The following is a 22174-nucleotide window of genomic DNA, read 5'->3' as shown; positions in this document are numbered from 1 at the left end:
TTTGCTATTTTTTTTTATTTACTTGCCTGAAGCGTTATAGGCAATGAATATAGTACTCTAACAGCTTGACCATTTTCAGTAGCAGGAATCCATTTTGGCGAAAGTTTCAAAACCCGAATTACCTCATCTGAAACTCCATATCCTAAATCTTTAACAATTTTAAACTCAGACAAACTTCCGTCTTTTTCAACCATAAATTCAACAAATAGTTTGCCTTCCATTTTATGTTTCGAAAATTCTTCTGGCATTCTAAAATTTTGCCCCACAAACATATAGAACTTTTCTATTCCGCCAGGAAATTGTGGCTGCTTTACATTTGTCTTTTCGCTAATTCTATTATTATTGGCATTTTTTTCGCTAAAACTGGTTTGTGCAACAGCTTGCGAATTAAAAGCAATTAATAATAAAACAGAAACAGCAGTTACAGAACTCACTTTAAAAACCATTGAAATTGGCGATTTTTCCTTGGTCATCATGAGCAAACGTTTTTTGGTTATTAAATAATTGAGATTACTTGCCAAAGCAACAGTTTGTTTGTTTGAAGCAAATTCCAGCAATAAGTTCTGGTAACTTCTAACTTCTCCAAATTGTTTATTTACAGCTTCATCGGCCAAAAATTCATGATTAAGTTTAATTGCTTTTCTAAAAAGAGAAAGAAACGGATTAAACCAAAACACCGTTTGCAAGACTGCAACAAAAAGGATATCCAATGTATGTTTTTGTTCTAAATGCGCCTTCTCGTGTATTAGCAATTCTGATGGAATTTTTCCCATTTCAAATTCTGTTTTATTTACAAAAACGGCATTCCAAAAAGAATGGGGCAAAACAGCTTCATCAGTCAAAATTACTTTTACGCCATCAACAGAGCGGATTTCTTTTCTGTTTATTTTTTTGAAAAATGAAAGCACATTTAAAATTAAACGAAGTCCCATCACTATTGCAACGATTGCATAAACCCGTTTTAAAATAGCGAACATGTATTCTAATAAGTAATTTTCATTTATAGGCGCACGACTTGTTCTAATCTCTATTCCTTCCAATTGAATTGCGTTTAATCCACTCTCAAATAAAGGGTTGAATGTAAATAGCTGCAACGGAATAATAAAACTAAAAATCAAACTTCCGAGAAGATAAGCACGATTAAATCGAAACATTCTTTCGTTTTCTAACAACAATTTATACACTGCATAAAAAACCGCAAGCAGTAAACCTGATTTTAAAAGATACGTTATCATTTTTTCTTTTTTTGAATTTCTGAATCGATTATTTTTTTAAGATCTTCCAGTTCTGAAGCCGACAAATTGGTTTCGGTCGTAAAAAACGAAGCAAACTGTGAAGCCGAATTATTAAAGAAATTACTAATGAGTCCTTTTACATGTTTTGCAAAATAGTCTGTTTTCTTTACCAGCGGATAATATTCTCTCGAATTTCCAAATTCGTTATATGCTACAAATTTCTTGTCAATCATTCGTTTTAAAAGCGTCGCTACGGTTGTTGTTGCCGGTTTTGGATCTGGATACGCTTCTAGCAAATCTTTCATAAAAGCCTTTTCAAGATTCCATAAATGCTCCATTAATTGTTCTTCTGCGTTTGATAATTGTATCATGGTTTTGTGTTTTCAAGTTTTTCTGTTTCAGCCAATTCCTTTTTATATTCTTCCAAATTCCACTCAATATTCAATTTCGTTGCATATTCGGCCATAGTTCCAAGTCCGACTTCTGCACGTCTTTTATCAACATTATCTGGATCGATCATTGGTGCTATACGAATTTTATTAGTCTTTTTATTCATTGAGCTCTGACTGCCATAAATTTGTTTTTTACCTTCTCTCAAAGCTACCCTGTCTTCCAAATACGCTAGATTCCCTGGATTGGCATTCCCATTTTTAACTGCCTCTCTCATCATCGGTAAATACTTTTGCTGGTATTTTAAATCGGCATGCTGAATTACCAAAAACAAAGTCTGATTTCCCTGTGTCCCAACCACATTTTTTCCTAGCCAACCTCTTTCGTCCAGTATTTTCATCACCTTAATAAGATTAATGCTGTCTTTTCTTTCCATGATTTTACCAATACTGTCGATTTTCTTTTTATCAGGCTTAGTAGCTCTATAGACATTCATAAATTCTCCACGAATTTCCTGATCTTCAGTATAAATTTCTGCAAGTTCTTTTTCCAGCACCTTATCATAATTTGCTCCAATAACATCTAACTTCTTCTGCAGTTTGTCAATCGTTTTATTCCATTCTTTTTCGGTATGCAAAGGCTTTAAATCGTTATCAATTTTAAGATGTGCAATATTCTCGTATCCGTTATCAATAGAGAGATTCAGCCATTTAAATGCTTTTTTATGCTGCCTTGCCATAGAAGCAGAACAACCTGCATTGTATAAGTCTGTAAATGATTTCTGTTCTATTTTAAAAGCTTTTTCATAATACGAAACAGACAACTCATAGTTTTTTGCAGTATAGCACGAATCTGCTTTACGAACCCATTCTTTATACGTTTGAGCTTGCATGAAAATACCGTGCAGCACAATAAAAGAAAACGTGATAATTTTTTTCATGGTTTAGAGGTTAGTTAGTTTATTTAATATTTTGTTCCGAAATCAATTCTCCTTTTTCGTAATTCTTGATTCCTTTTAATTTTCCTTTGTCCGAATAAAACTTCCATTCTCCAAAATAAAACCAATGCGTTTCAACCGAATTCGTTTCTAATTTTGTTTTCCCTTTCGATTCCAGTTTTCCGTTTTCGTAATAACTTTTCACGATACAGATTCCGTTTTTATATTTCTCTGTTTTGTAGATTTTTCCATTAATGTACGATTTCCACTTTTTTACTGGCTGATCATTTTTATAATATTCATACGATTTATAATTAATGCCATCCTGAGTATAATTATCCATCCAAACGCCTTCTTTTTTCCTGTCAATCTTCTGATTAATCGGTTTGCTTTTACAGCTCAAAAGCACCAACCCGCAAAACAATAGCAAAAAAAAGTTTTTCATATCCTTGTTTGTTTCTACATTTATAGATGTTGCTCTACAAATGTAGAATTAATTTTCAAACTTGCAAGAAAAAAGATTCTTTTTTTTAAGGTCCAAAGGTTCAGAGAGACAAAGGGACAAAGGTTTTTTCCTCTGTAACCTCAATAAAAAGGAGTAAATAAAAAAATCCGCTCATTTCTGAACGGATTTTTTTTATTTAAAAGAAACTTAGCGTCTTCGTACCTTCGCGGTAAACTTTATTTACTCAATTCCACGAAATACTTGTAAAACAACGGAATAGTTTCAATACCTTTCAAGTAATTAAAGATTCCGAAATGTTCGTTTGGCGAGTGAATCGCATCAGAATCCAAACCAAATCCCATTAGGATCGTTTTGCTTTTTAATTCTTTTTCAAACAAAGCCACAATCGGAATACTTCCTCCAGAACGAACAGGAATTGCAGGAACTCCAAACGTTTCTGTATACGCTTTGTTGGCTGCCTGATATCCGATGCTGTCAATTGGCGTTACATAACCTTGACCACCGTGATGAGGCGTTACTTTTACCGTAACTCCAGCTGGAGCAATACTTGTGAAATGTTTTGTAAACAATTCTGTAATTTCTTCCCACTCTTGGTTTGGAACCAAACGCATCGAGATTTTAGCAAAAGCTTTACTCGCAATAACCGTTTTAGCACCTTCTCCAGTGTAACCGCCCCAGATTCCGTTTACGTCTAATGTTGGACGGATTGAGTTTCTTTCGTTGGTTACATAACCTTTTTCGCCGTAAACATCAGCAATGTTCAAAGCATTTTTATATTTTTCTAAGCTAAAAGGCGCTTTTGCCATTTCAGCTCTTTCTTCTGCAGATAATTCCTGAACTTTATCGTAGAATCCTGGAATCGTAATATGATTGTTTTCATCGTGAAGAGAAGCAATCATTTTGGCCAAAATATTAATTGGATTCGCCACAGCACCTCCGTATAAACCAGAATGCAAATCGCGGTTTGGACCTGTAACTTCTACCTCAACATAACTCAAACCTCTTAAACCTGTCGTAATTGATGGTTGTTGGTTCGAAATCATTCCTGTATCTGAAATCAAGATCACGTCATTTTTCAGTTTTTCTTGATTGCGTTCTACAAACCAAGCCAAACTTGCCGAACCTACTTCTTCTTCTCCTTCGATCATGAATTTTACGTTACAAGGCAACGTATTGCTTTGTACCATTAACTCAAGCGCTTTTACGTGCATGTACATCTGACCTTTGTCGTCACAAGCGCCACGAGCGAAGATTGCGCCTTCTGGGTGAATATCTGTTTTTTTAATAACGGGTTCAAATGGCGGCGAAGTCCATAATTCTAATGGATCTGGCGGTTGAACATCGTAGTGTCCGTAAACTAAAACCGTTGGAAGATTTGGATCTATAATTTTCTCTCCGTAGATAATTGGGTAACCTGGAGTGTCGCAAGTTTCTACATAATCGCAACCTGCTTTAGATAAACTTTCTTTTACAGCCTCTGCTGTGTCAATAACATCTTGAGAATATGCAGTGTCGGCAGAAACCGACGGAATCTTTAATAATTCGATCAATTCGTTGATAAACCGATCTTTATGTTGTTGAACGTAGGACTTAATATTTTCCATTTAAATTATTTTTATAGAAACCCAAAAGTACGAAAAAGAGAATTAAAAAAAATTTTCAAAAAATGCTTTGATAATTCAAAAGTATGCCTATCTTTGCACCCACAATTACCGCGGATATGGCGAAATTGGTAGACGTGCCAGACTTAGGATCTGGTGCCGCAAGGCGTGTAGGTTCGAGTCCTATTATCCGCACTAAAAAAAGCTTCTGAAGATTTTTCAGAAGCTTTTTTGTTTTTGGTAAATATCAATTTCACACAATCTTGTCATTTCGAGGAACGAGAAATCCCCACGAGAAGCTCCACAAAGATTGGATATTCGCAACAGAGCTACTTGCGAAGATTTCTCCTTACGTCGAAATGACAAACTATATGGCAATCTACATTATAATTCACCTTGACGAAAGAAGATTCCCAACATCACCAACGAGTTGTCAAACTATGAAAAAAATTGAGGAAATCACTCTGGAATTTTTGTCGGTTTTGTTGTTTTGGTTTCTCCTTTCGTCGAAATGATCGGTGCCTAAAAACACCATTACTTTACTTAAACAACATCCAAATAAGGATCCAGAGCTTCTGCCAATCTATTGAGCCAATAAAAATTATCTTCGAGATTGTTGAATTCAGTTTCTACTGTTTCGCATCCGCGCATGGAACATAACGAAAGAATATAATTTACCTCTCGTATTGTTTTCGCCATGTCTTTTGGATCGATAATATCAGTAAAAAAGGCTTTTAGTCTATTTTCAACTTCGTTTGAAAGCATTTCTGTAGTCATTATCTTATTTTTTATTTCAGGCAAATATAATAATTTGTAGGTGAATTAGCCTACATGAACAAAATAAATCTTTCCACTTTTGAAATATGAATATTTCAGAAGAAACTTTTCTCGTTAATCTTGGTATTCACGTTAGACAACTACGTGAAAAGAAAGGCCTATCCCAACAAGGTTTAGCTGACGACTGTAATATTACCAAATCTCAAATAGCAAGATTAGAAGTTGCCAAAGTGAATACTGGCGTAAAAACTCTTGTAAAAATCGCCAATGCTTTGGATATTGAACCTAAAGAGTTGCTTGATTTTCCTTTGAAGTGATTTTACCAAATTCCATATTGACAAAATTCAAAGATCTTTATCTAACACAGAAATTAGCTATTATAATTCCTGTTTTATTTATTCTTAGCTGTGCTACGAGACATTATCTAGAGAGTTTTAGAGGTACTTTGATATATGCTTATGGCGCTACTTTTACTTTATTTTTAAATTTATTTCTCGTAGTTTTTTCTTTTGTCAATTCCATTTTTATCATTAAAGATTTAAGATTAAAATTTGTTCCAAAATCCTTATGGCTTTTATTAAGCGCATCGATTTTTCTTTATCTATTTATTGCAATGACAATAACAATGTTTATTCTATAAAGTTTTTTTTCGGCTAAAGCCTTTTCCTTTTTAAACATAAAAAAACCTCCAGCTAAAGCAGGAGGCAATTCATATAATTCATTTCCTTTTTAAGTCTAGTTTTTCATTTCGACGAAGGAGAAATCTTCGCGAGAAACTCGATACAGATTGGCTTTTTGTTGCGGAGTTGCTTGTGTGATTCCTCGTTCCTCGGAATGACAAAAAAAAAAAAAACGAAAATCCTTTTAATCTTAATATCCCGATAGCTATCGAGAGTGGCAAAACAAAAACAATTCAGAAATTTCTTTAATTATTTTGCACATTAATCTCTAAATATTCTTATTTTTAAAAAACCAAAAACCTAATTCTCAAAATTCGCTTGTTTTTAAATCTCAAAAAACAATTAGAACACATGAGAAAATACAGATTATTAGTTATTCTTTTAGCAATTATTGCTGTTTTTTATTTTGCAAGAACGGTTCGAAGTTTTACCGTTCAGCACGAAACCAAAACTCTTAAATCGGAACATTTTATTGTTTCCTACAACGGAATTTATAAAAGCGAGGCCGAAAAAGTCAGCAAACATCTCGAGGGAAATTATTCTAGAATAAGAGAAAATCTAAGAGACATAGAACACGACCCAATAAAGGTTTTTGTTTACGGTTCGCAATTCAAGTTTAATGAAGCCACGGGTTTAAAAGAAAACACCAAAGGCACAAGTCGTGGCCCAAACGAATTTCATTTTGTATGGACGAATTGGTTTAATTCTATTTTTCCAGACGATCCTCTAAAAACAGCTCTACACGAATTTACACATTGCCTTCAACTCAACATATTAATCGACAAGGCAAAAGATAAAATCATTACCCAAGACCGACTTACTTTTGAAAAGGAATTTGATAAAAAGTTTAAAGCCGAATATCCGCGCTGGCTTTGGGAATCGATTAGTATGTTTGAAGCTGAAGAAGTCAATTCGCTAAGTGTGAAATATGCCAAAAGCAAAAACCTGACTTTAGAAGAGCTAAATAAAAGCAATCAAATTTACAATATTGGCTACACGATTATCGAATATATGACCCAAAAATGGGGAAAAGACATATTGCCCAAACTGATTGCATCTTTCGGCAACATCGAAAAAACATTGAACGTAACGCAAGAGGAATTTGAAAAAGGCTGGATTGCTTTTTTGGAGGAGAAGTATTAAAAAACTTTGCGCCTTCGCGTCTTTGCGAGAGATTCATAAGTTTAATACTTTAAAATTAATCTCGCAAAGTCGCAGAGGCGCAAAGTTTACTTTTTACTTTTTACAAATTACTTTTTACCTAAAAGCTCAAGGATCTTATCCACATTCACTTCACTATAATCATTAATATAAAAATCACATGGCGGAAGCTGCTCTTTTGTATGTGTGCTCAAAACGCCAACGACTTTCATTCCGGCATTTAATCCTGCCGTAATACCCGAAAAAGAATCTTCGAAAACCACACAATCAGAAGGAGAAACTCCAACACGTTCTGCCGATTTTAGATATACTTCGGGATTAGGTTTATGAAACGTAACATCTTCGCTGGACATCATCGAATCCATTTTTTCATCTAGTTTCAGAAAATTGGCGATCAAATCCAAGTTCGCACGAGGCGCCGATGTGGCAACAGCGGTTTTGAAACCACGCGATTTTAATTCGTTTAAAAAATCCATATAATGCGGAATCGTTTCGACTTTGTCTTTGTAGATCTCACGGAACATTCCTTCTTTTTCGTCTTCCAATTTTATCAGTTCTTCTCCCGCAATTGGACGTTTGAAGAAATGTGTCATGATATAACTATTGTGTTTTCCGTACATATGTTCTTCAAATTCTTCCTGAGTGTACGGAATATTATATTTATCGAAAAACTTTTCAAAAGCGATTACATGATGCGGATTGGTGTGCGAAATCACGCCGTCCATATCAAAAATTACACATTGCTGGCTCATAATTTTATTTTGTTGTTTTAACAGTTGCAAGATACTCAATTCTGCAAAGTTGCACGGAGGTTTTCCGCAGAGATTCGCTAAGAGTTTTTTTGAATCTCGCAAAGGCGCAGAGTCGCAAAGTTTTTATTCTAAGTAATGATTACAAAGTACTATTTGTCATTTCGAGAAACGAGAAATCACACTCGGGAATCTACAAAGAGAATCGCCAATCTTTGTCGAGTTTCTAGTGTGATTTCTCGTTCCTCGAAATGACACAAAATGCGGAAAAACTTTGAACTTGAAACCTGAAACTTGAAACCTGAAACTTGAAACAAAAACTTATCCAATCCAAATCTTACTTTTAACCAAAGTCATAGTCTGTCTCAAATGCTGATTGCACGCGATCAGAATAATCAAAACCACCAAACCGTAACCCACAATCGTATAAATCTCCATATCGGCCAATAAAGTCGATTGTTTAGAAATTGTACTGAAAACCTTTTTCATGGCTAGAACATTTGCATTATCTGCCGAATATCCTTTGGCAATAAAACTTTGAGTTGCGCTTGCAATAGTTTGCTGTGCTTCTGGATTTTCACCAGTAACAAATTGGCTTAATTTCAGAAAGTGTTTTTTATTTAAAAATACCATTGCATTCTGCATCACACAAAAACCAATTGTACTTCCCCAAAAACGCCCTGAAACCCCAACAATTCCCGAAGAAACCGCCATATTTGCCGGAACCGATGATGTGGTAAATAAGATGAGCGGAACAAATAAAAATCCAACACCGATTCCTTGCAAAATATAGGGAATGATTATATCGCTCAATGCAATATCTGGCACAAAAAGAAACGTAAACCAGAAATGGAAAATAGCAATAAGCGTAAAACCAATCATGAAAATAATTTTAGTCGAAACAGATTTCATCAGAAAAAATGCAGATAAAATAAGTCCGATTACATTTCCCAATCCGTTTATATACTGAACGCCCGCAACACGAGAAGGATCCCAATTCCAGATTGAAAACATTGCCGAATGACAAAGACTCAGTGTTGCTCTGCTGATATAGAAAAGGAAAAACAATAAAAATCCTATTCGCAGATTGGCGTATTTTATAACTTCAAAATCAAAACTTGGTCTTTTTACCAAACGTTCTTTAAAAATGAATAATCCGCCTGTAATGAGCGAAATCATCAAGACTAAAACCATTTCTGAAGACTGTAACCAATATTTTTTCTCAGCATAAACAAAAAAATAGGCACCGCAAAGAATCGAAATTAAAACCAAAAAATAACTCATCCAGTCGATTTGATACAACGGAATCTTCTTTGTAATTCGGTGCCCCCTGAAAGTAACTAAGATTAAAAAGACGTTTAAAACTTGTAGTCCGCCCGAAACATACAACATGTATTTCCAGTCGTAATGATCGAGAAACCACACGGCGATATTCATAATAAAAGGCGTAGACAATAAGAGCGCGCCGTAGTAAAATGAAAACCCAATAATGATGGCATTTTTAGTATTGAACTGCTCAATAAGCAATTGTCTAATCGTAATTACAGGAAGTGCCATCAGGATTCCTTCGGCAACTCTCAACAATAGAAAAACCGAAAAATTAGTAATATAAGCCGATGAAATAATTGTAATTCCAATTAAGGAATAAACCGCCATCAGGTAATTTTTTGCAGGGAAAAAACTTGAAAATCGGCTTTCTATTAAAATGGTTGCTAACAGAGTTCCATACGTAACGCACATCGCAAACTGCAAATCTTCTGGCTCAATGTCCAGAAAACTCGCCGCATACGTTACGTTTGACGTATAAACTCCCAATAAAATCATGGAATGCAGTAAACAAACGAACAAAATAATAATGATCGCCCATTTTGGAACCCATGATTTAAATATACTTTTATCTTCCATTTTATTTGTGTGCAGCAACAACCGTAATGTTCATTCCTGCTCTTAAAAAATCGGTTTGTTTGTCTTGTTCTTTTAATTGAATTCTAACTGGAATTCTCTGTTCGATTTTCACGAAGTTTCCAGTAGCATTATCTGGAGGAAGCAAAGAGAATCTCGCACCACTCGCAGGCGATAATGAAGCAATTGTTCCCACAAAAACTTTGTCGTTTATTGCATCGGCTTTAATTTCTACTTCTTGTCCAACAGTTAAATATTGCAATTGCGTTTCTTTAAAGTTTGCTGTAATCCATTTTTCTTTACTTACGATAGAAAGCAAAGATTGTCCTTCTTTTACCATTTGCCCTGGCTGCAAAGTTCTTTTTCCGATCCATCCATCATAAGGCGCTGTGATTACAGTGTACGAAAGAAACAATGCTGCATTATCTGCAACAGCTTGTTTTGAAGCAATATTCGTTTGCGTTGTTGGAACATTTGCTTCAGCAACAGAAGTGCTTAAAGTTGCCGAATGAATTCTGTTTTTCATTTCCTGAAAATGTGCTTGCGCCGACTCGTAATCTGCTTTAACCTTTTCTAATTGTTGAGAAGTTGCCGCTTCTTCGCTTACCAAAGCTTTGTATCTTTCGTATTCTAGTTTGGTTTTCCAAAGATTTGATTTTGCAGCTTCTAATTGCGATTCGTTAATTGCGGTTGCACTAGCTGTATTAATGGCATTTTTTTGAGCCACAACACTATTTTGCTGCGCATTTTGAACATCGGCAAGAGCCACATTCAATTTCGATTTATACTCTCTATTATCGATCACCACCAAAGTATCGCCTTTATGCACAAATTGGTTTTCGTCAAAACGAACTTCCTGCACATAACCAGTAATTCTCGACATAATTGGTGTAACATATTGTTCTACCTGCGCGTCATTGGTTTCTTCATGGTTTCGGTTAAACACATAAAACCAAATTCCCAAAATAACCCCGCTTATAACCAGCGTACACGCAATAATTGTTATTAATATATGAAACGTTTTATTTCTCTTAGTTTCATTTTTTATCTTAACCATCTTTTTTATCTCTTTATCTTAGTTCTTTTAAGTCTTTTCTCTTGCTTCTTTCTTCTATCAGTCTCCCTCTTGCTTTTTTCTCCTAAAGGCTTTAGCCTAATCTTTAACCAGCATTTAGCTCTGAGGCATGATTCCAGCCGTATGCATCATTTCATAATGTTTCAAAACAGCATCCAATCGGGTAGAGATTTTGTTGTATTTTGCCTGAAGCAAAGCATTATCAGCATCGACCATTTCGGTAATTAAAACCAATTGGTTTAAGTATTTCAGTTTTACAATTCGGTAGTTTTCTTCAGCTAAATCCAAAGCTTTGTCAACCACGACAAATTTTTCAAGGATTTCCTGATACTGTGTATGCTCTTTGTATAACTGATCTTGAATTTCTTCTTTTATAATTTCAGTCTGCATTTTCTGCATATCGATTTTAGTGTTCGCTTTTGCCACTTTCGTTTTGTTTTTATACAAAGCCGAAAGATCAAAACGTGCCTCAATTCCCACCTGACCTAAAGTGTACAAATACGGATTTGGCGGAAAGAATTTGTAGTTTGGATAATAAAAGCCATAATTCCCGAAGAAGTTTACGCTTGGCAGATAATTCCCTTTTACCAATTGCATTTCGGTTTTACTGATGTTCAATTCCTGACTTGCAATACGCATTTCTTCGTTCTGCATCGCTTTATTCAGATAAAAATCATACGGATCTAAACCGTTCATTTCGTCCAGACTTGCAGTTGTGTCAATTGCAATTTCTTCGTTTTCCGGAATCTGAATTAAAGTCTTCAGATCGTGAAGCGCTATTTGAATGTTTTTGGAGTTTGTAAGCGCGTTCAACTCACGATCTGAGAGCTGTAATTCGGCACGTATAACCTCATTTTTAGTTACCGTTCCGTGTTTTTGAAGCGATTGCACTTCTTTTAATCGGCTTTTTTCTTCTTTGATGTTTTCTTCAAATATTTTTTGAAGTTCCATCATTTTATAAATCGCCAGATAGTTTGCAACAACTTCCAGTTCAATATCATTTTCTGTTTTTTCCGATTTTATTTTTGCAATTTCGTTTTCCTGATTCGCGATTTTTATTGCGTTATTAATCTTGTTACCAACGTAAATTGGCATTTTAAAAGTTGAATTTACCTCATAGATTTCAGGAATTGCTTTCGTAACTTCTTTTCCGTTTAAGAAACCATCTCCTTTAAATTCTGTAATGTTGGTAATTCTGGAGTACATTCCGTTCAGTTGCACATCCGGTAATCTAAGTTCTTTTCTTTCTTTGATGTTTTGCTCAGCAAGCGTAATCTCCAGTTGAGATTTAAGGATTTTTTTGTTGTTTTCCTTCGCCAGTTTCATCGCTTCTTGTAAAGAAACAGTATGAACTTCCTGAGCTTGTAAACTATTGAATACTAATACCATTAGTAAAATCAATAAGCTTCTGGGAAAACAATCTTCTTTAGAGTTTGTTTTTGTAAGGAACATGAATAATTAAATATTTTATGCTGCAAAGTTCCTTCATTTTTTGCTTGGCGGATGATTCTAAAAAGTCAATGACATATTCATTTCGGACAAATGTTAAAATCGTGTTTTTCGAAAACGTTATATTAAAACACTAAAAAACAAACTATTACAAAATAGATTTGGTTTTGTGATATGTCACGCTGATTTAAAAGCAGATGAACGCTGATTTTATTTTTTTGAAAATCTCTCGCAGATCTGGCGGATTTGAGCAGATCAATAAGATAAAAAAAATCTCCTAAATCTGCCAGATCTGCGAGAGAAACATTTTTAAAATTTAAATTGAATAAATCTGTGTGAAATAAAAAACTACAGAATATCTTCCCCATTTAAGTAATCGGAAGGTCTTTGTCCTAAAATCTTGAAAAAGGTATTGCTGAAAGTCGGAACACTATTATAACCAACTTCTTCAGCTACCTCTTTTACAGAAAGTTTTCTTTCTAATAAAAGTTCGATCGCTTTGAGGATTCTTCTTATGGTGTAATATTGAATAAATGACATTTTGAGATCTTTTTGAAATAAGCGATACAAAGAGCGTTCGCTAAAGCCAAATTCATGAGCTACATCGGCAAAGAGAATCGTTTCTCCGAGATTATTTTCAATATAACGAAGGATTTTACCAAGGCGTTTGTCTTTTGGCTGTGGTAATTCTAAAGGTAAATTATTGGTGCAAATTTGCGGAAGTATCGCTTTTATCGCTTTAGCAATGGCAAAGTTCGGAGTTCCTTTTTTAAGATCGCCATTCCATCTATTGGTAAAAAGCATCATTTGCAGCAACAGATTATTGACTGGATAAATGCCTTCTACTTTATAGAAGTCATTTTCGTCTTTTTCAACCGGAAAATACAAATTTCGCATCGTCACATTTTCCGATTTTGGTTCGATACTGTGCTCCACTCCGCTCGGAATCCAGATAAAATGTCTTGCTGGCAAAAAGTAAGTTTTGGTTTCTGTCGTTACAAAAACAACATCGCCTTCAGCGTAAAGCAATTGCGCTTTAACGTGTCTGTGTGGCGGAATAAACAATTCGCCCATCAAATCGTGGTGGCAGTAAATGCTTTTTTTATCAGCATCTACTTTTTTGATGTAATACTTATCTAATTTTTGACCGGAATGTTCCATTGATGTAATTAAATATCTTTAGATATATAAATGTAAGGAAATTTAAAATTTAAAAACTCCAAAGCCGAATTGAGATTTAACCGCAAAGTTCCAAAGATAAAAACGTAATGTTCACAAAGATTATCAAACATAGCCTATGGTTTCAACGATTGGAGCGCTATATATATCACAATCTGTATGGCACGAAGCGTTCCCACGGTTGAAACCACGGGCTATATTGAAATACAAAACTAAATTAAACCTTTGTGAGCCTTTCTTAAATCTTAACGAACTTTGCGGTTAAATATATAAACAAAAAAAATGCCTTTCTGTTAAGAAAGGCATTTAAAAAACTTAGGCGGTCTGGACGGGACTCGAACCCGCGACCCCATGCGTGACAGGCATGTATTCTAACCAACTGAACTACCAAACCCTGCGTTATTGTGGGTGCAAAAATACAACAGAATTTCATTTCTGCAAGCGTTTTTTTTAAATAAATTTTAAGAAATTTTTAATTGGCTAAATTCCAATATTTTAAAAATTGACTGTAAAATTAAAAAAGAAGAACTTTCTTTCTTTTTTAACCGAAAAGCATTCAAGGTAAAAATGCAAAGGCTCGCAAAGCTCAAAAAAAAACTATAGACTTTGAGTATCCCGAGGCTTCTAGATTGCGCTCTTTGCTAATTAAATCACACAAATAAAAAACAAAAGTCCGCAAAGCTTAAAAAAAACTTTGCGGACTTTGCGTAAATCTTAGCGCTCTTTGCGGTTAAAAACAAAAGTGTCTTAAATCAAAAAAGCCATCCACAAAAGTGGAAAGCTTTTCATTGGTCTAACTACTAAACCAGCTACGAGTTACAAAGTCGTAGCAAAACAACACAACTAATCTTAGATACCGTATTTGGGCAAAAAAGCCTTTCTGTTAAGAAAGGCTTTCCCAATATTGCGGTCTGGACGGGACTCGAACCCGCGACCCCATGCGTGACAGGCATGTATTCTAACCAACTGAACTACCAAACCTCTGCGTTATTGCGGTTGCAAAGATATAACAGAATTTCGTTTCTGCAAGCATTTTTATAAAAAAAATGAAATTATTTTCAAAAATATTATCCAAAGTTTTGTTTTTCAACCAAATATGTGGTTAATATTTTTTCAAAATTATCGCCCACATTTACCGGAACGTACTTAATTTGGTTCTTGGCACAGGTTAAAGCCAGATTTTTAAAATAGGCTTCTACCCTTTTTTCATATTCTTCTTTTACATTATCAGCAAAAATTGAAACCTCTTCTCCCGATTCTAAATCAATAAACTTTCTTGGCGTATTGTCAAAATCAAATTTCAATTCGGTTTCATTATCAACAACATGAAACAAAACTACTTTATGCTTGTTGTGTTTTAAATGCTGTAAAGCGTTGAATAATTTCTCATCATCTTCCGTCTGAAACATATCTGTAAACAAGATAATCATCGAACGGCGATGCATTTTCTCTGCTATTTGATGCAGATACGTAATGGTATCGGTTGTTTTTTTGACTTTTGGCTGTACTAATAGTTCTTCCAGTTTATTCAACAGCATTCTATGATGGCGATCGCTTCCTTTTTCTGGTGCGTAATATTCGTATTTATCAGAAAAAACACTTAACCCAACTGCATCGCGTTGTTTCTTTAAGATATTCATTAAAACCGCCGATGCCAAAACCGCAAAACCAATCTTCTTTTCATAAAAAGGTTGATTTGATTTGAGTTCAGGATAATGCATTGACGATGAATTATCTACAATAAGATGACAGCGTAAATTGGTTTCTTCCTCAAAACGTTTCGTGTACAAACGATCGGTTTTGGCAAACAATTTCCAGTCAATATGTTTGGTGCTTTCGCCTGCGTTATACACTTTATGTTCCGCAAATTCGGCAGAAAATCCATGAAACGGACTCTTGTGCATTCCCGATATAAAACCTTCCACAACCTGATTGGCCAACATTTCTAGATGCTGAAAACTGGAGACTTTCTCTATTTCCGATTCAATTTTCATTCGGTTTCTTTTTTAATATTTTGTGCTTTATAAAGCAAATCTGTCGCCTGAAACAATTTACGCTTCAAGATTGGACTAAAATTAGGGTTTTCTTTTAAGAATCGCTGCACTTCATCAAAAGCAAATTTCGACGAATACTTTCCAACTGTATTATCGAGCCAATCTTTCGGAAAGAAAATATCTCCCGTGCGTTGGATTTCGTCTACCAAATCTAGTGAAAATCTAATATACTTTTGTGCGCTGCCTTGACGAAGCGGATGATTTACATTTGCCAAACCAGTCGAAACCCAAGATTCTTTTTCACGATTAGAATCCTCTTTTAATGATTCTATAAAGGCATTTCGAACCGATTCATCCTTTGACAATGACGGAAGCAGAAACTCAAAACGCTTTTGTTTATCCGGATTAGTGAAAGATTTTCTGGTTTTCTCCAAAATTTCATCTGCTTTTGGATGTTCAAAAATAGCCAGATTCATTGCCATATTGGTATAATCATCTTCGTTTAATTTCAAATTCGGAATCGAGATTTCTCTGTTCCAAACTTTATATAAACTGGCTTTCGCCGAATTAGAATACGCTATCGAACTGAATAATCCGAACAATGTCTTTTTGATATTGGCTGACAAATTAGCCTGTAAACGTTCGTACAAAATACCTTCAAGCTGTTTCTGAACTTTATTCTGCTGTTTTTCGGTTAAAAATCTCCAATAAATTGTATTTAAATTATTAGAAGCAATTCTTAAAACCAATTCGTTTTCTTCTGTTTGAATTCCCTTTAAAAAACAATCAAAAGCTTTTTCTAGCGAAACATTTCCAATTAACGTATTTTCATAAAGATTACTATAAATAGAAGCTTTAGCCATTTCATCTTTTAAACCAGGAATATAATTTAAATTATTCCCGTCAAGCGGAAAAACTCCGTATCCAAAACCATTATAATTGTAAACAATGGCGAGCGGTTTTTCTAGTCCGATAGCTTCTTTTACAGCCGTATTTTTATCATTAATATTGATTGATAAAACTTTTACCTCATTGGCATAAACTAAACCGATCTGAAAAACCTGAGGCCAGATATTATCGGAGTTGTCTTCTGATTTTTGCTGAATTTCAAAAGTTTTAATTCGGTTTTTAGCATCATATTCGATTTGATCCTTAAAAATTGCTCTTCCTGATTTGTTTACCCAAACGTCGCTCCATTTTTTCATATCGAGTGGCGTTTCTGCATCCAGAATTTCCACCAGATTATTCCAATCGGCATTGTCGTTGGCATATTTCTGAATGTATTTTTGAATTCCGTTCTGAAAAGCTTCTTTACCCATTGAAGCTTCCAACTGACGCATCATAATGGGTGCTTTGTTGTAAATAATGGCACCGTAAAGCGAACCAGCGTCTTTCAAATTCGCCAAATGCTGTTTGATTGGATGTGTTCCTAAAGAACGATCTTCCGCGAAAGCGCTAGGATAATGCGCTGTAAAAAACTGGAGATTATGATTGACTTTCGGGAAAATCGGGTTCATAATTTTATCGGCCATAAAATTGGCAAAAACCTCTTTCATCCAAACATCATCAAACCATTTCATTGTGACCAAATCGCCAAACCACATGTGTGACGTTTCGTGTGCGATGAGTTTAGCTCGGTTTAATTTTTCGCTATCCGTTGCGCTGTTATCCAAAAACAAAGTCGATTCTCGGTACTGAATTGCACCAACATGCTCCATTCCGCCATACTGAAAAACAGGAATCGAAGCAAAATCTAACTTCTGAAACGGAAATTTATAATTGGTATATTTTTCTAAAAAGTCTAAAGATTGCTGATGCAGATTAAAAATAGTATCGGCGCTTACGCGAAATTTCTCCGGACTATTTTCACGATACAGCATCGTCATTTCTAAACCTGGCTTTTGTGTCGCACTTTTGAATTTTCCCGCCACAAAAGAAAACAAATAAGTGCTCATTTTGTCAGATTCTCCAAAAGTGTAAATTGCAAAATCTCTTTTTTCAAGTTTGTTTACTACATTGGCTCCAGCCAAAACAGACCAGTCTTTTGGCACAGAAAGTGTTAGTCTGTAAGTCGCTTTTAAATCGGGCTGATCGAAACATGGAAACAAAGTGCTCGCGCGATCTGGAACTAATAAAGTATATAAAAAATCATCATTTCTGTTTAATGATAAATTACCTGCAATAAATGAAAAAGAAACTAGATTTTTTCCCAAAACCAAAGCCGAAACCGGAATTACAATATGTCCGTTTTCATGAACAATAGAAAGTTTTTTTCCATTTACCTCAATAGTTTTTATCTTGGCCGTATTCTCTTTAAAATCAAAAAGCAAGGGCTGACTTATATCAGACAAATTCAAATTTACAAACGAATAAGCCTTTATTCTTTCTTCTTTCTGATTCGGTATATCAAAATACAAAGTGTATCGAAGACCTGAAATTTGTTTTTTACGTAAATGTGCCAGCTGTTCCGAAACACCGTTTTCAAACAATCCGCTTTCTTTTGATTGAGAAAAACCATTGAAAATTAAGATAACAAAACAAAGAAAGCTGTAGAAAATTTTCATTTTTAAAGAATATAAGATTTGCTAAAATTAGCAAAAGCATTGATTTTTCGCAAACAATTACTGCAACAACATTGCATTTAAAAATAAGATTTTTATATTTGCAACACTATTGCATTAATTCCAGCTTTAAATGAGTAGGAAATAATCTCAACGAATGAAAAAGAAACTTAAAATTATTAATCTTTTAATGCCTTTAATTGTATTGTTCGCAATACTTTTTCCGGCTGTCCATTCGTATGAGCATATCTTAGACACTCATAATTACAAAGAGAAATTAGAGTTTTCTGTTTCCGAAAAACCGCAATTTAAAGCCAAACTGCATTCGTTTCATAAATGTTCGATTTGCGATTTTAAATTTAGCGCTTTTGGTACACTTGAAGTTAATGTTTTTCAGTTTTTCAAAAATAATCCTATTGTAAAACACCTTAGTTTTTACAGCAAACCACATTTTACATTTTTTAAGGGCTCATTATTTTCTCTTCGAGCGCCACCTTTTACATTTTAGTATTTTTTTGTGTTCCCGATTGTTTTACATTCGGTTGTTCTCTAATTATTTATTGAATTTGAAATTTGATTCAAACTTATCTTTTCTAGGAAATAATCCGTAGAAAGGGTATTGATTTGACTACATTTCAACTCTAAATATCCTAAGACATATAATTCTTTTTCACATTGAAAACCCAGTTTTCTTTGTAGAAATCTTGTCTGCTTTTCACAAAAAAATCATCTCAAAATTTTATTCTCTTTTTCATTTAGAACAAAGCTCTATCCAAAAGTTTTAGTTTGAAATGAGCTGCTTTTATTCTGTTTATACGATTGCTAAAATCGGTAGACATTGTCTTTTCGCAACCCAAATACTCTTTATAAAATGATCAAAATCAAATCAGAAAAAATGAAAACAACAAAACTCATTCTGGCTTCGCTCATTGCCACAATTGCTTTTTCAAGTTGCAGCAATGATGATTCCGAAAAAGAACAAGCAATTCCGAAGATTGACAAAATCGAAATTGGTCTTGGAAACAACGAAACGGGAACTATTGGTCAGGATTTCCATTTTAATGCAGAAGTCACCGCTGCTGACAAAATCGAAAATGTTCAGGTTAAAATTGCACAAAGAAGTACAGAAACTTACCCGAAAGTTTGGTCGCACGAAATTACATGGACGCAATATACAGGTGCAAAAAACGCAACTGTTCATAAACATTTTGATATTCCTGAAGATGCTGCAGAGGGAAAATATGACTTCATCATTATCGTAAACGATCAAAACGGAACTAAACTGGAAGTGAAGAAAAACCTAACCATTATAAATTAAAAAATATGAAAAATCTAAAGTTTCTAATAGGCATTTTTACACTTGCCTTTCTAACATCCTGCTCAAGCGATAATGCCGAAATCGACACCGAATATCCTGTAATTGACATCACTGGAGCGAATACTTTCCCTATTCAATGCAGTACAATCGAACGCGGGCAAACCTTCACTTTTAAAGCTGTTTTTAATGATAATGTCGCACTAGGTTCTTACAGTCTTGATATTCACCACAATTTCGATCATCATACGCATAGCACAGAAGTTACAAGCTGCGAAATGGAAGCTGTAAAAAGCCCTGTAAAACCAATGCTTTTCATCAACAGTTACACCATTCCTGATGGTGTAAAAAATTATGAAGCAACAGCACAAATTACCATTCCTGCAGATGTTGATCCTGGAGATTATCATTTTATGATCCGCTTAACGGATAAAGAAGGCTGGCAGACACTGAAAGGTTTAAGTATTAAAATTTTATAAGATCACATTAATGAAGAATGCCTTATCCATTTATTGGAAATATTGTTTTTTACTCCTCAGTTTATTGATTGCAGCGGAAGCTTTTGCTCAAAATCAGCCTTCAGAAAAAAAACCAGAAATAAAAGAGCTTAACGAAGTTTTAATTAACAACAATTCTGTCCAAAAACGCAAAAAAGAAGAATCGCTGAATATTGAAACCGTAAACAATAGTTTTATTCAGCGAAACCTCGGCGGAAGCCTGATGCAGTCTCTGCAAAAAATACCTGGCGTAAAAACCATTTCGATTGGCTCGGGTGGTTCAAAACCTCTTATTCGAGGCTTGAGTTTTAATCAGGTTATTGTAGTGGAGAATGGTTTGAAACACGAAGGCCAGCAATGGGGAGCCGATCACGGATTGGAAATCGATCAATATGCGGTAAACCGAGTAGAAATCATAAAAGGCCCTTCTTCATTTATTTACGGATCTGATGCTGTGGGCGGTGCGATCAATATAAAACCGTTGCCGCTTCCGTCTCAAAATACTTTTGGCGGAAGCGTTGATATGACAGGAAAAAGCAATAATGCGCAATTTGGAAGTTCTTTTAATTTATTTGGAAGAAACGAAAACTGGTTCTTTGATTCGCGCGTTACGACAATGGATTATGGTGATTATCGTGTTCCGACCGATGTAGTTCATGTGTACAGTTATGCTGTTCCGTTATACAAAAATCATTTGCGGAATACTGCAGGACGAGAACTTGATTTCCATTTGAGTACGGGCTATTCAGGAGAAAAGCTGAAATCGGTTTTTTATTTTAGTAATGTTCACACGAAAAGTGGATTTTTCGCGAATGCGCACGGACTTGAACCTAGAAATGTAGACATGGAATTACACGACAAATCGAGCCGTGATATTTTGATGCCATATCAAGAAGTAAATCATCTTAAAGTGAGTAATACGACTTCTTTTCAATTCAGAAATCATGCTTTTGAAACGCAGGTAGGTTTTCAGAATAATTTTAGAAGAGAATGGAGTCATTATGTGAATCACGGTTATATGCCGCCGATTTATCCTAAAGATATGTATGCACCAAAAGATCTAGAGCGTCAATATGATAAAGATGTCTGGTCATTTGCAGCGAAAGATGAATTCAGAATCAACCATCACCAAATTACGATTGGTTCTAATGTGGTTTTGCAACAAAATGAAATTGGCGGATGGAGTTTTTTAATTCCTGCTTTCAATCAATTTAATGCTGGTCTATTTGTTTACGATAAAATTGAACTGAACGAAAAATGGTTTCTTCATGGCGCTGTTCGTTACGATTATGGAAAAATTAAAATGAAATCGTATTACGATTGGTTTCAGAGTGAAATTTCCGAAAACGACCAGACCAATTTAGAATATTTACAGCGTTCTCAAGACTTAACGAAAACTTTTGACAGTTTTACGTGGTCTATTGGTGCAAATTACAATCCGGGAAAGCTTTCGCTGAAAGCCAATTTAGGCTCAAGTTTCAGAATGCCGATTGCTAAAGAACTGGCTTCAAACGGCGTAAATTATCATTATTTCCGATTTGAAAAAGGAAATCCGAATTTGGATGCAGAACGCTCGTATCAACTGGATTTGGGAATGGAATGGAAAGCGCAAAACTTCTCTTTTCAGCTGACTCCGTTTGCCAATTATTTTCCGAATTTCATTTATCTGAATCCGACCTCCGCTCATGATATTTATTATGGCGCAGGAAATCAAGTTTTTGAATACGAACAAAGTAAAGTCTTTCGTTATGGTGCCGAATTACAGACCAAATATTATTTCTTTAAATCTCTAAGTACAGAAATTGCGGCCGAGTATCTTTATTCGGAACAAAAATCGGGTAGCAAAAAAGGTTATACGCTTCCATTTTCTCCTCCTCCATCTGTTTTGTTTGGATTGAATTATGAACCTCAAATCAGCTTTCTGAAAGAGCCTTATTTTTCTGTTGATTATCGCTTCACGGCAGAACAAAACAATATTGTTCCGCCAGAAAAGAAAACTGCCGAAAGCCATGTATTCAATTTGGCTTTTGGTTCAAAAATAAAAGCTGCAAAACAGGATATCAGCATTAGTATTCAGATTCAGAATTTATTTAATACGAGATATTTAAATCACACTAGTTTTTACCGCCTAATCGAACTTCCGGAAGCCGGCCGGAATATTATTGTTTCGATGAAGATTCCATTTTTGGTTTCCAAATAAATCCGG

Annotated in this window: 19 protein-coding genes and 3 tRNA genes; 7 read left to right on the top strand and 15 right to left on the bottom strand. The window is 34.8% G+C overall.

Annotated features, from left to right (window positions below; all coding sequences use genetic code 11):
* Positions 1–14: 14 nt before the first annotated feature.
* From M0M44_RS07050 to M0M44_RS07030, 5 genes are all read right to left on the bottom strand, one after another.
* The gene (locus tag M0M44_RS07050; RefSeq protein ID WP_248729127.1) at positions 15–1235 is read right to left on the bottom strand and encodes a M56 family metallopeptidase; all 1221 of its coding nucleotides are present in this window, start codon (positions 1233–1235) and stop codon (positions 15–17) included.
* A complete protein-coding gene (locus tag M0M44_RS07045) occupies positions 1232–1606 on the bottom strand; it encodes a BlaI/MecI/CopY family transcriptional regulator (RefSeq protein ID WP_248729126.1) in 375 nt (124 codons plus the stop codon). Before M0M44_RS07045 ends, M0M44_RS07050 begins: the two co-directional genes overlap by 4 nt.
* Positions 1603–2565, bottom strand: a complete 963-nt coding sequence (locus M0M44_RS07040) for a DUF6624 domain-containing protein (protein WP_248729125.1) — start codon at positions 2563–2565, stop codon at positions 1603–1605. The genes M0M44_RS07045 and M0M44_RS07040 overlap by 4 nt, the downstream gene beginning before the upstream one ends.
* A 19-nt stretch (positions 2566–2584) precedes the next feature.
* Entirely contained in the window at positions 2585–3007 is a 423-nt protein-coding gene (locus M0M44_RS07035; protein ID WP_248729124.1) for a hypothetical protein, read from the bottom strand.
* Between the two features lie 236 nt (positions 3008–3243).
* Positions 3244–4632: a dipeptidase gene (locus tag M0M44_RS07030; protein ID WP_248729123.1), complete on the bottom strand. Its 1389-nt coding sequence runs from the start codon at positions 4630–4632 to the stop codon at positions 3244–3246.
* Positions 4633–4742: 110 nt separating this feature from the next.
* On the opposite strand from M0M44_RS07030, the gene M0M44_RS07025 reads away from it, so the two are divergent.
* Positions 4743–4824 (top strand) — tRNA-Leu (locus M0M44_RS07025).
* Between the two features lie 348 nt (positions 4825–5172).
* On the opposite strand, the gene M0M44_RS07020 is transcribed toward M0M44_RS07025, so the two are convergent.
* Positions 5173–5406, bottom strand: a complete 234-nt coding sequence (locus M0M44_RS07020) for a hypothetical protein (RefSeq protein ID WP_248729122.1) — start codon at positions 5404–5406, stop codon at positions 5173–5175.
* 86 nt (positions 5407–5492) lie between these two features.
* Here M0M44_RS07020 and M0M44_RS07015 point away from each other — a divergent pair, with 86 nt between their 5' ends.
* Together M0M44_RS07015 and M0M44_RS07010 are read left to right on the top strand one after the other, a co-directional pair.
* A complete protein-coding gene (locus M0M44_RS07015) occupies positions 5493–5723 on the top strand; it encodes a helix-turn-helix domain-containing protein (protein ID WP_248729121.1) in 231 nt (76 codons plus the stop codon).
* A gap of 714 nt (positions 5724–6437) precedes the next feature.
* Positions 6438–7229, top strand: a complete 792-nt coding sequence (locus M0M44_RS07010) for a DUF6055 domain-containing protein (RefSeq protein ID WP_248729120.1) — start codon at positions 6438–6440, stop codon at positions 7227–7229.
* Positions 7230–7336: 107 nt separating this feature from the next.
* Here the strand turns inward: M0M44_RS07010 and M0M44_RS07005 are convergent, their stop codons facing one another.
* The 9 genes from M0M44_RS07005 to M0M44_RS06965 all read right to left on the bottom strand — a co-directional run bounded on the left by M0M44_RS07005 (position 7337) and on the right by M0M44_RS06965 (position 18159).
* Entirely contained in the window at positions 7337–7999 is a 663-nt protein-coding gene (locus M0M44_RS07005; protein WP_248729119.1) for an HAD family hydrolase, read from the bottom strand.
* A gap of 318 nt (positions 8000–8317) precedes the next feature.
* Positions 8318–9901, bottom strand: a complete 1584-nt coding sequence (locus M0M44_RS07000) for an MFS transporter (protein ID WP_248729118.1) — start codon at positions 9899–9901, stop codon at positions 8318–8320.
* 1 nt (position 9902) lies between these two features.
* Positions 9903–10955, bottom strand: coding sequence for an HlyD family secretion protein (locus M0M44_RS06995; RefSeq protein WP_248729117.1), 1053 nt, complete (start codon positions 10953–10955; stop codon positions 9903–9905).
* 114 nt (positions 10956–11069) lie between these two features.
* Positions 11070–12362 carry a TolC family protein gene (locus M0M44_RS06990; RefSeq protein ID WP_248729116.1) on the bottom strand — a complete coding sequence of 431 codons (1293 nt, stop codon included), beginning with the start codon at positions 12360–12362 and terminating at the stop codon, positions 11070–11072.
* 408 nt (positions 12363–12770) lie between these two features.
* On the bottom strand, positions 12771–13583 hold the full coding sequence (locus tag M0M44_RS06985) for an AraC family transcriptional regulator (RefSeq protein ID WP_248729115.1): 813 nt from the start codon (positions 13581–13583) through the stop codon (positions 12771–12773).
* Between the two features lie 338 nt (positions 13584–13921).
* Positions 13922–13995: transfer RNA gene (locus M0M44_RS06980), tRNA-Asp, on the bottom strand.
* 513 nt (positions 13996–14508) lie between these two features.
* A tRNA-Asp gene (locus tag M0M44_RS06975) sits at positions 14509–14582 on the bottom strand.
* A gap of 86 nt (positions 14583–14668) precedes the next feature.
* Positions 14669–15595, bottom strand: a complete 927-nt coding sequence (locus tag M0M44_RS06970) for a DUF58 domain-containing protein (protein WP_248729114.1) — start codon at positions 15593–15595, stop codon at positions 14669–14671.
* Positions 15592–18159: a M1 family aminopeptidase gene (locus M0M44_RS06965; protein WP_248729113.1), complete on the bottom strand. Its 2568-nt coding sequence runs from the start codon at positions 18157–18159 to the stop codon at positions 15592–15594. The genes M0M44_RS06970 and M0M44_RS06965 overlap by 4 nt, the downstream gene beginning before the upstream one ends.
* A gap of 154 nt (positions 18160–18313) precedes the next feature.
* Here M0M44_RS06965 and M0M44_RS06960 point away from each other — a divergent pair, with 154 nt between their 5' ends.
* From M0M44_RS06960 to M0M44_RS06945, 4 genes are all read left to right on the top strand, one after another.
* Positions 18314–18664, top strand: coding sequence for a hypothetical protein (locus tag M0M44_RS06960; RefSeq protein ID WP_248729112.1), 351 nt, complete (start codon positions 18314–18316; stop codon positions 18662–18664).
* 387 nt (positions 18665–19051) lie between these two features.
* On the top strand, positions 19052–19474 hold the full coding sequence (locus tag M0M44_RS06955) for a DUF4625 domain-containing protein (protein WP_248729111.1): 423 nt from the start codon (positions 19052–19054) through the stop codon (positions 19472–19474).
* Positions 19475–19479: 5 nt separating this feature from the next.
* Entirely contained in the window at positions 19480–19950 is a 471-nt protein-coding gene (locus M0M44_RS06950) for a DUF4625 domain-containing protein (RefSeq protein ID WP_248729110.1), read from the top strand.
* Between the two features lie 10 nt (positions 19951–19960).
* Positions 19961–22168 (top strand): TonB-dependent receptor, encoded by a 2208-nt coding sequence (locus M0M44_RS06945; protein WP_248729109.1) that lies wholly within the window; start codon positions 19961–19963, stop codon positions 22166–22168.
* The last annotated feature ends 6 nt before the right edge of the window (positions 22169–22174 follow it).

The organism is Flavobacterium humidisoli, from assembly GCF_023272795.1.
Lineage (GTDB): Bacteria > Bacteroidota > Bacteroidia > Flavobacteriales > Flavobacteriaceae > Flavobacterium > Flavobacterium humidisoli.
This window is presented reverse-complemented; position numbering and strand designations above follow the sequence as displayed.

Excerpts from the sequence above, each read along its gene's own strand:
- M0M44_RS06955 (WP_248729111.1), top strand. The coding sequence starts at position 19,052 with ATGAAAACAACAAAACTCATTCTGGCTTCGCTCATTGCCACAATTGCT.
- M0M44_RS07035 (WP_248729124.1), bottom strand. The coding sequence starts at position 3,007 with ATGAAAAACTTTTTTTTGCTATTGTTTTGCGGGTTGGTGCTTTTGAGC.
- M0M44_RS06965 (WP_248729113.1), bottom strand. The coding sequence starts at position 18,159 with ATGAAAATTTTCTACAGCTTTCTTTGTTTTGTTATCTTAATTTTCAAT.
- M0M44_RS07010 (WP_248729120.1), top strand. The coding sequence starts at position 6,438 with ATGAGAAAATACAGATTATTAGTTATTCTTTTAGCAATTATTGCTGTT.
- M0M44_RS07000 (WP_248729118.1), bottom strand. The coding sequence starts at position 9,901 with ATGGAAGATAAAAGTATATTTAAATCATGGGTTCCAAAATGGGCGATC.
- M0M44_RS06960 (WP_248729112.1), top strand. The coding sequence starts at position 18,314 with ATGAAAAAGAAACTTAAAATTATTAATCTTTTAATGCCTTTAATTGTA.
- M0M44_RS06950 (WP_248729110.1), top strand. The coding sequence starts at position 19,480 with ATGAAAAATCTAAAGTTTCTAATAGGCATTTTTACACTTGCCTTTCTA.
- M0M44_RS07045 (WP_248729126.1), bottom strand. The coding sequence starts at position 1,606 with ATGATACAATTATCAAACGCAGAAGAACAATTAATGGAGCATTTATGG.
- M0M44_RS07020 (WP_248729122.1), bottom strand. The coding sequence starts at position 5,406 with ATGACTACAGAAATGCTTTCAAACGAAGTTGAAAATAGACTAAAAGCC.
- M0M44_RS06990 (WP_248729116.1), bottom strand. The coding sequence starts at position 12,362 with ATGGTATTAGTATTCAATAGTTTACAAGCTCAGGAAGTTCATACTGTT.
- M0M44_RS07005 (WP_248729119.1), bottom strand. The coding sequence starts at position 7,999 with ATGAGCCAGCAATGTGTAATTTTTGATATGGACGGCGTGATTTCGCAC.
- M0M44_RS06985 (WP_248729115.1), bottom strand. The coding sequence starts at position 13,583 with ATGGAACATTCCGGTCAAAAATTAGATAAGTATTACATCAAAAAAGTA.
- M0M44_RS06970 (WP_248729114.1), bottom strand. The coding sequence starts at position 15,595 with ATGAAAATTGAATCGGAAATAGAGAAAGTCTCCAGTTTTCAGCATCTA.
- M0M44_RS07015 (WP_248729121.1), top strand. The coding sequence starts at position 5,493 with ATGAATATTTCAGAAGAAACTTTTCTCGTTAATCTTGGTATTCACGTT.
- M0M44_RS07040 (WP_248729125.1), bottom strand. The coding sequence starts at position 2,565 with ATGAAAAAAATTATCACGTTTTCTTTTATTGTGCTGCACGGTATTTTC.
- M0M44_RS07050 (WP_248729127.1), bottom strand. The coding sequence starts at position 1,235 with ATGATAACGTATCTTTTAAAATCAGGTTTACTGCTTGCGGTTTTTTAT.
- M0M44_RS06945 (WP_248729109.1), top strand. The coding sequence starts at position 19,961 with ATGAAGAATGCCTTATCCATTTATTGGAAATATTGTTTTTTACTCCTC.
- M0M44_RS06995 (WP_248729117.1), bottom strand. The coding sequence starts at position 10,955 with ATGGTTAAGATAAAAAATGAAACTAAGAGAAATAAAACGTTTCATATA.
- M0M44_RS07030 (WP_248729123.1), bottom strand. The coding sequence starts at position 4,632 with ATGGAAAATATTAAGTCCTACGTTCAACAACATAAAGATCGGTTTATC.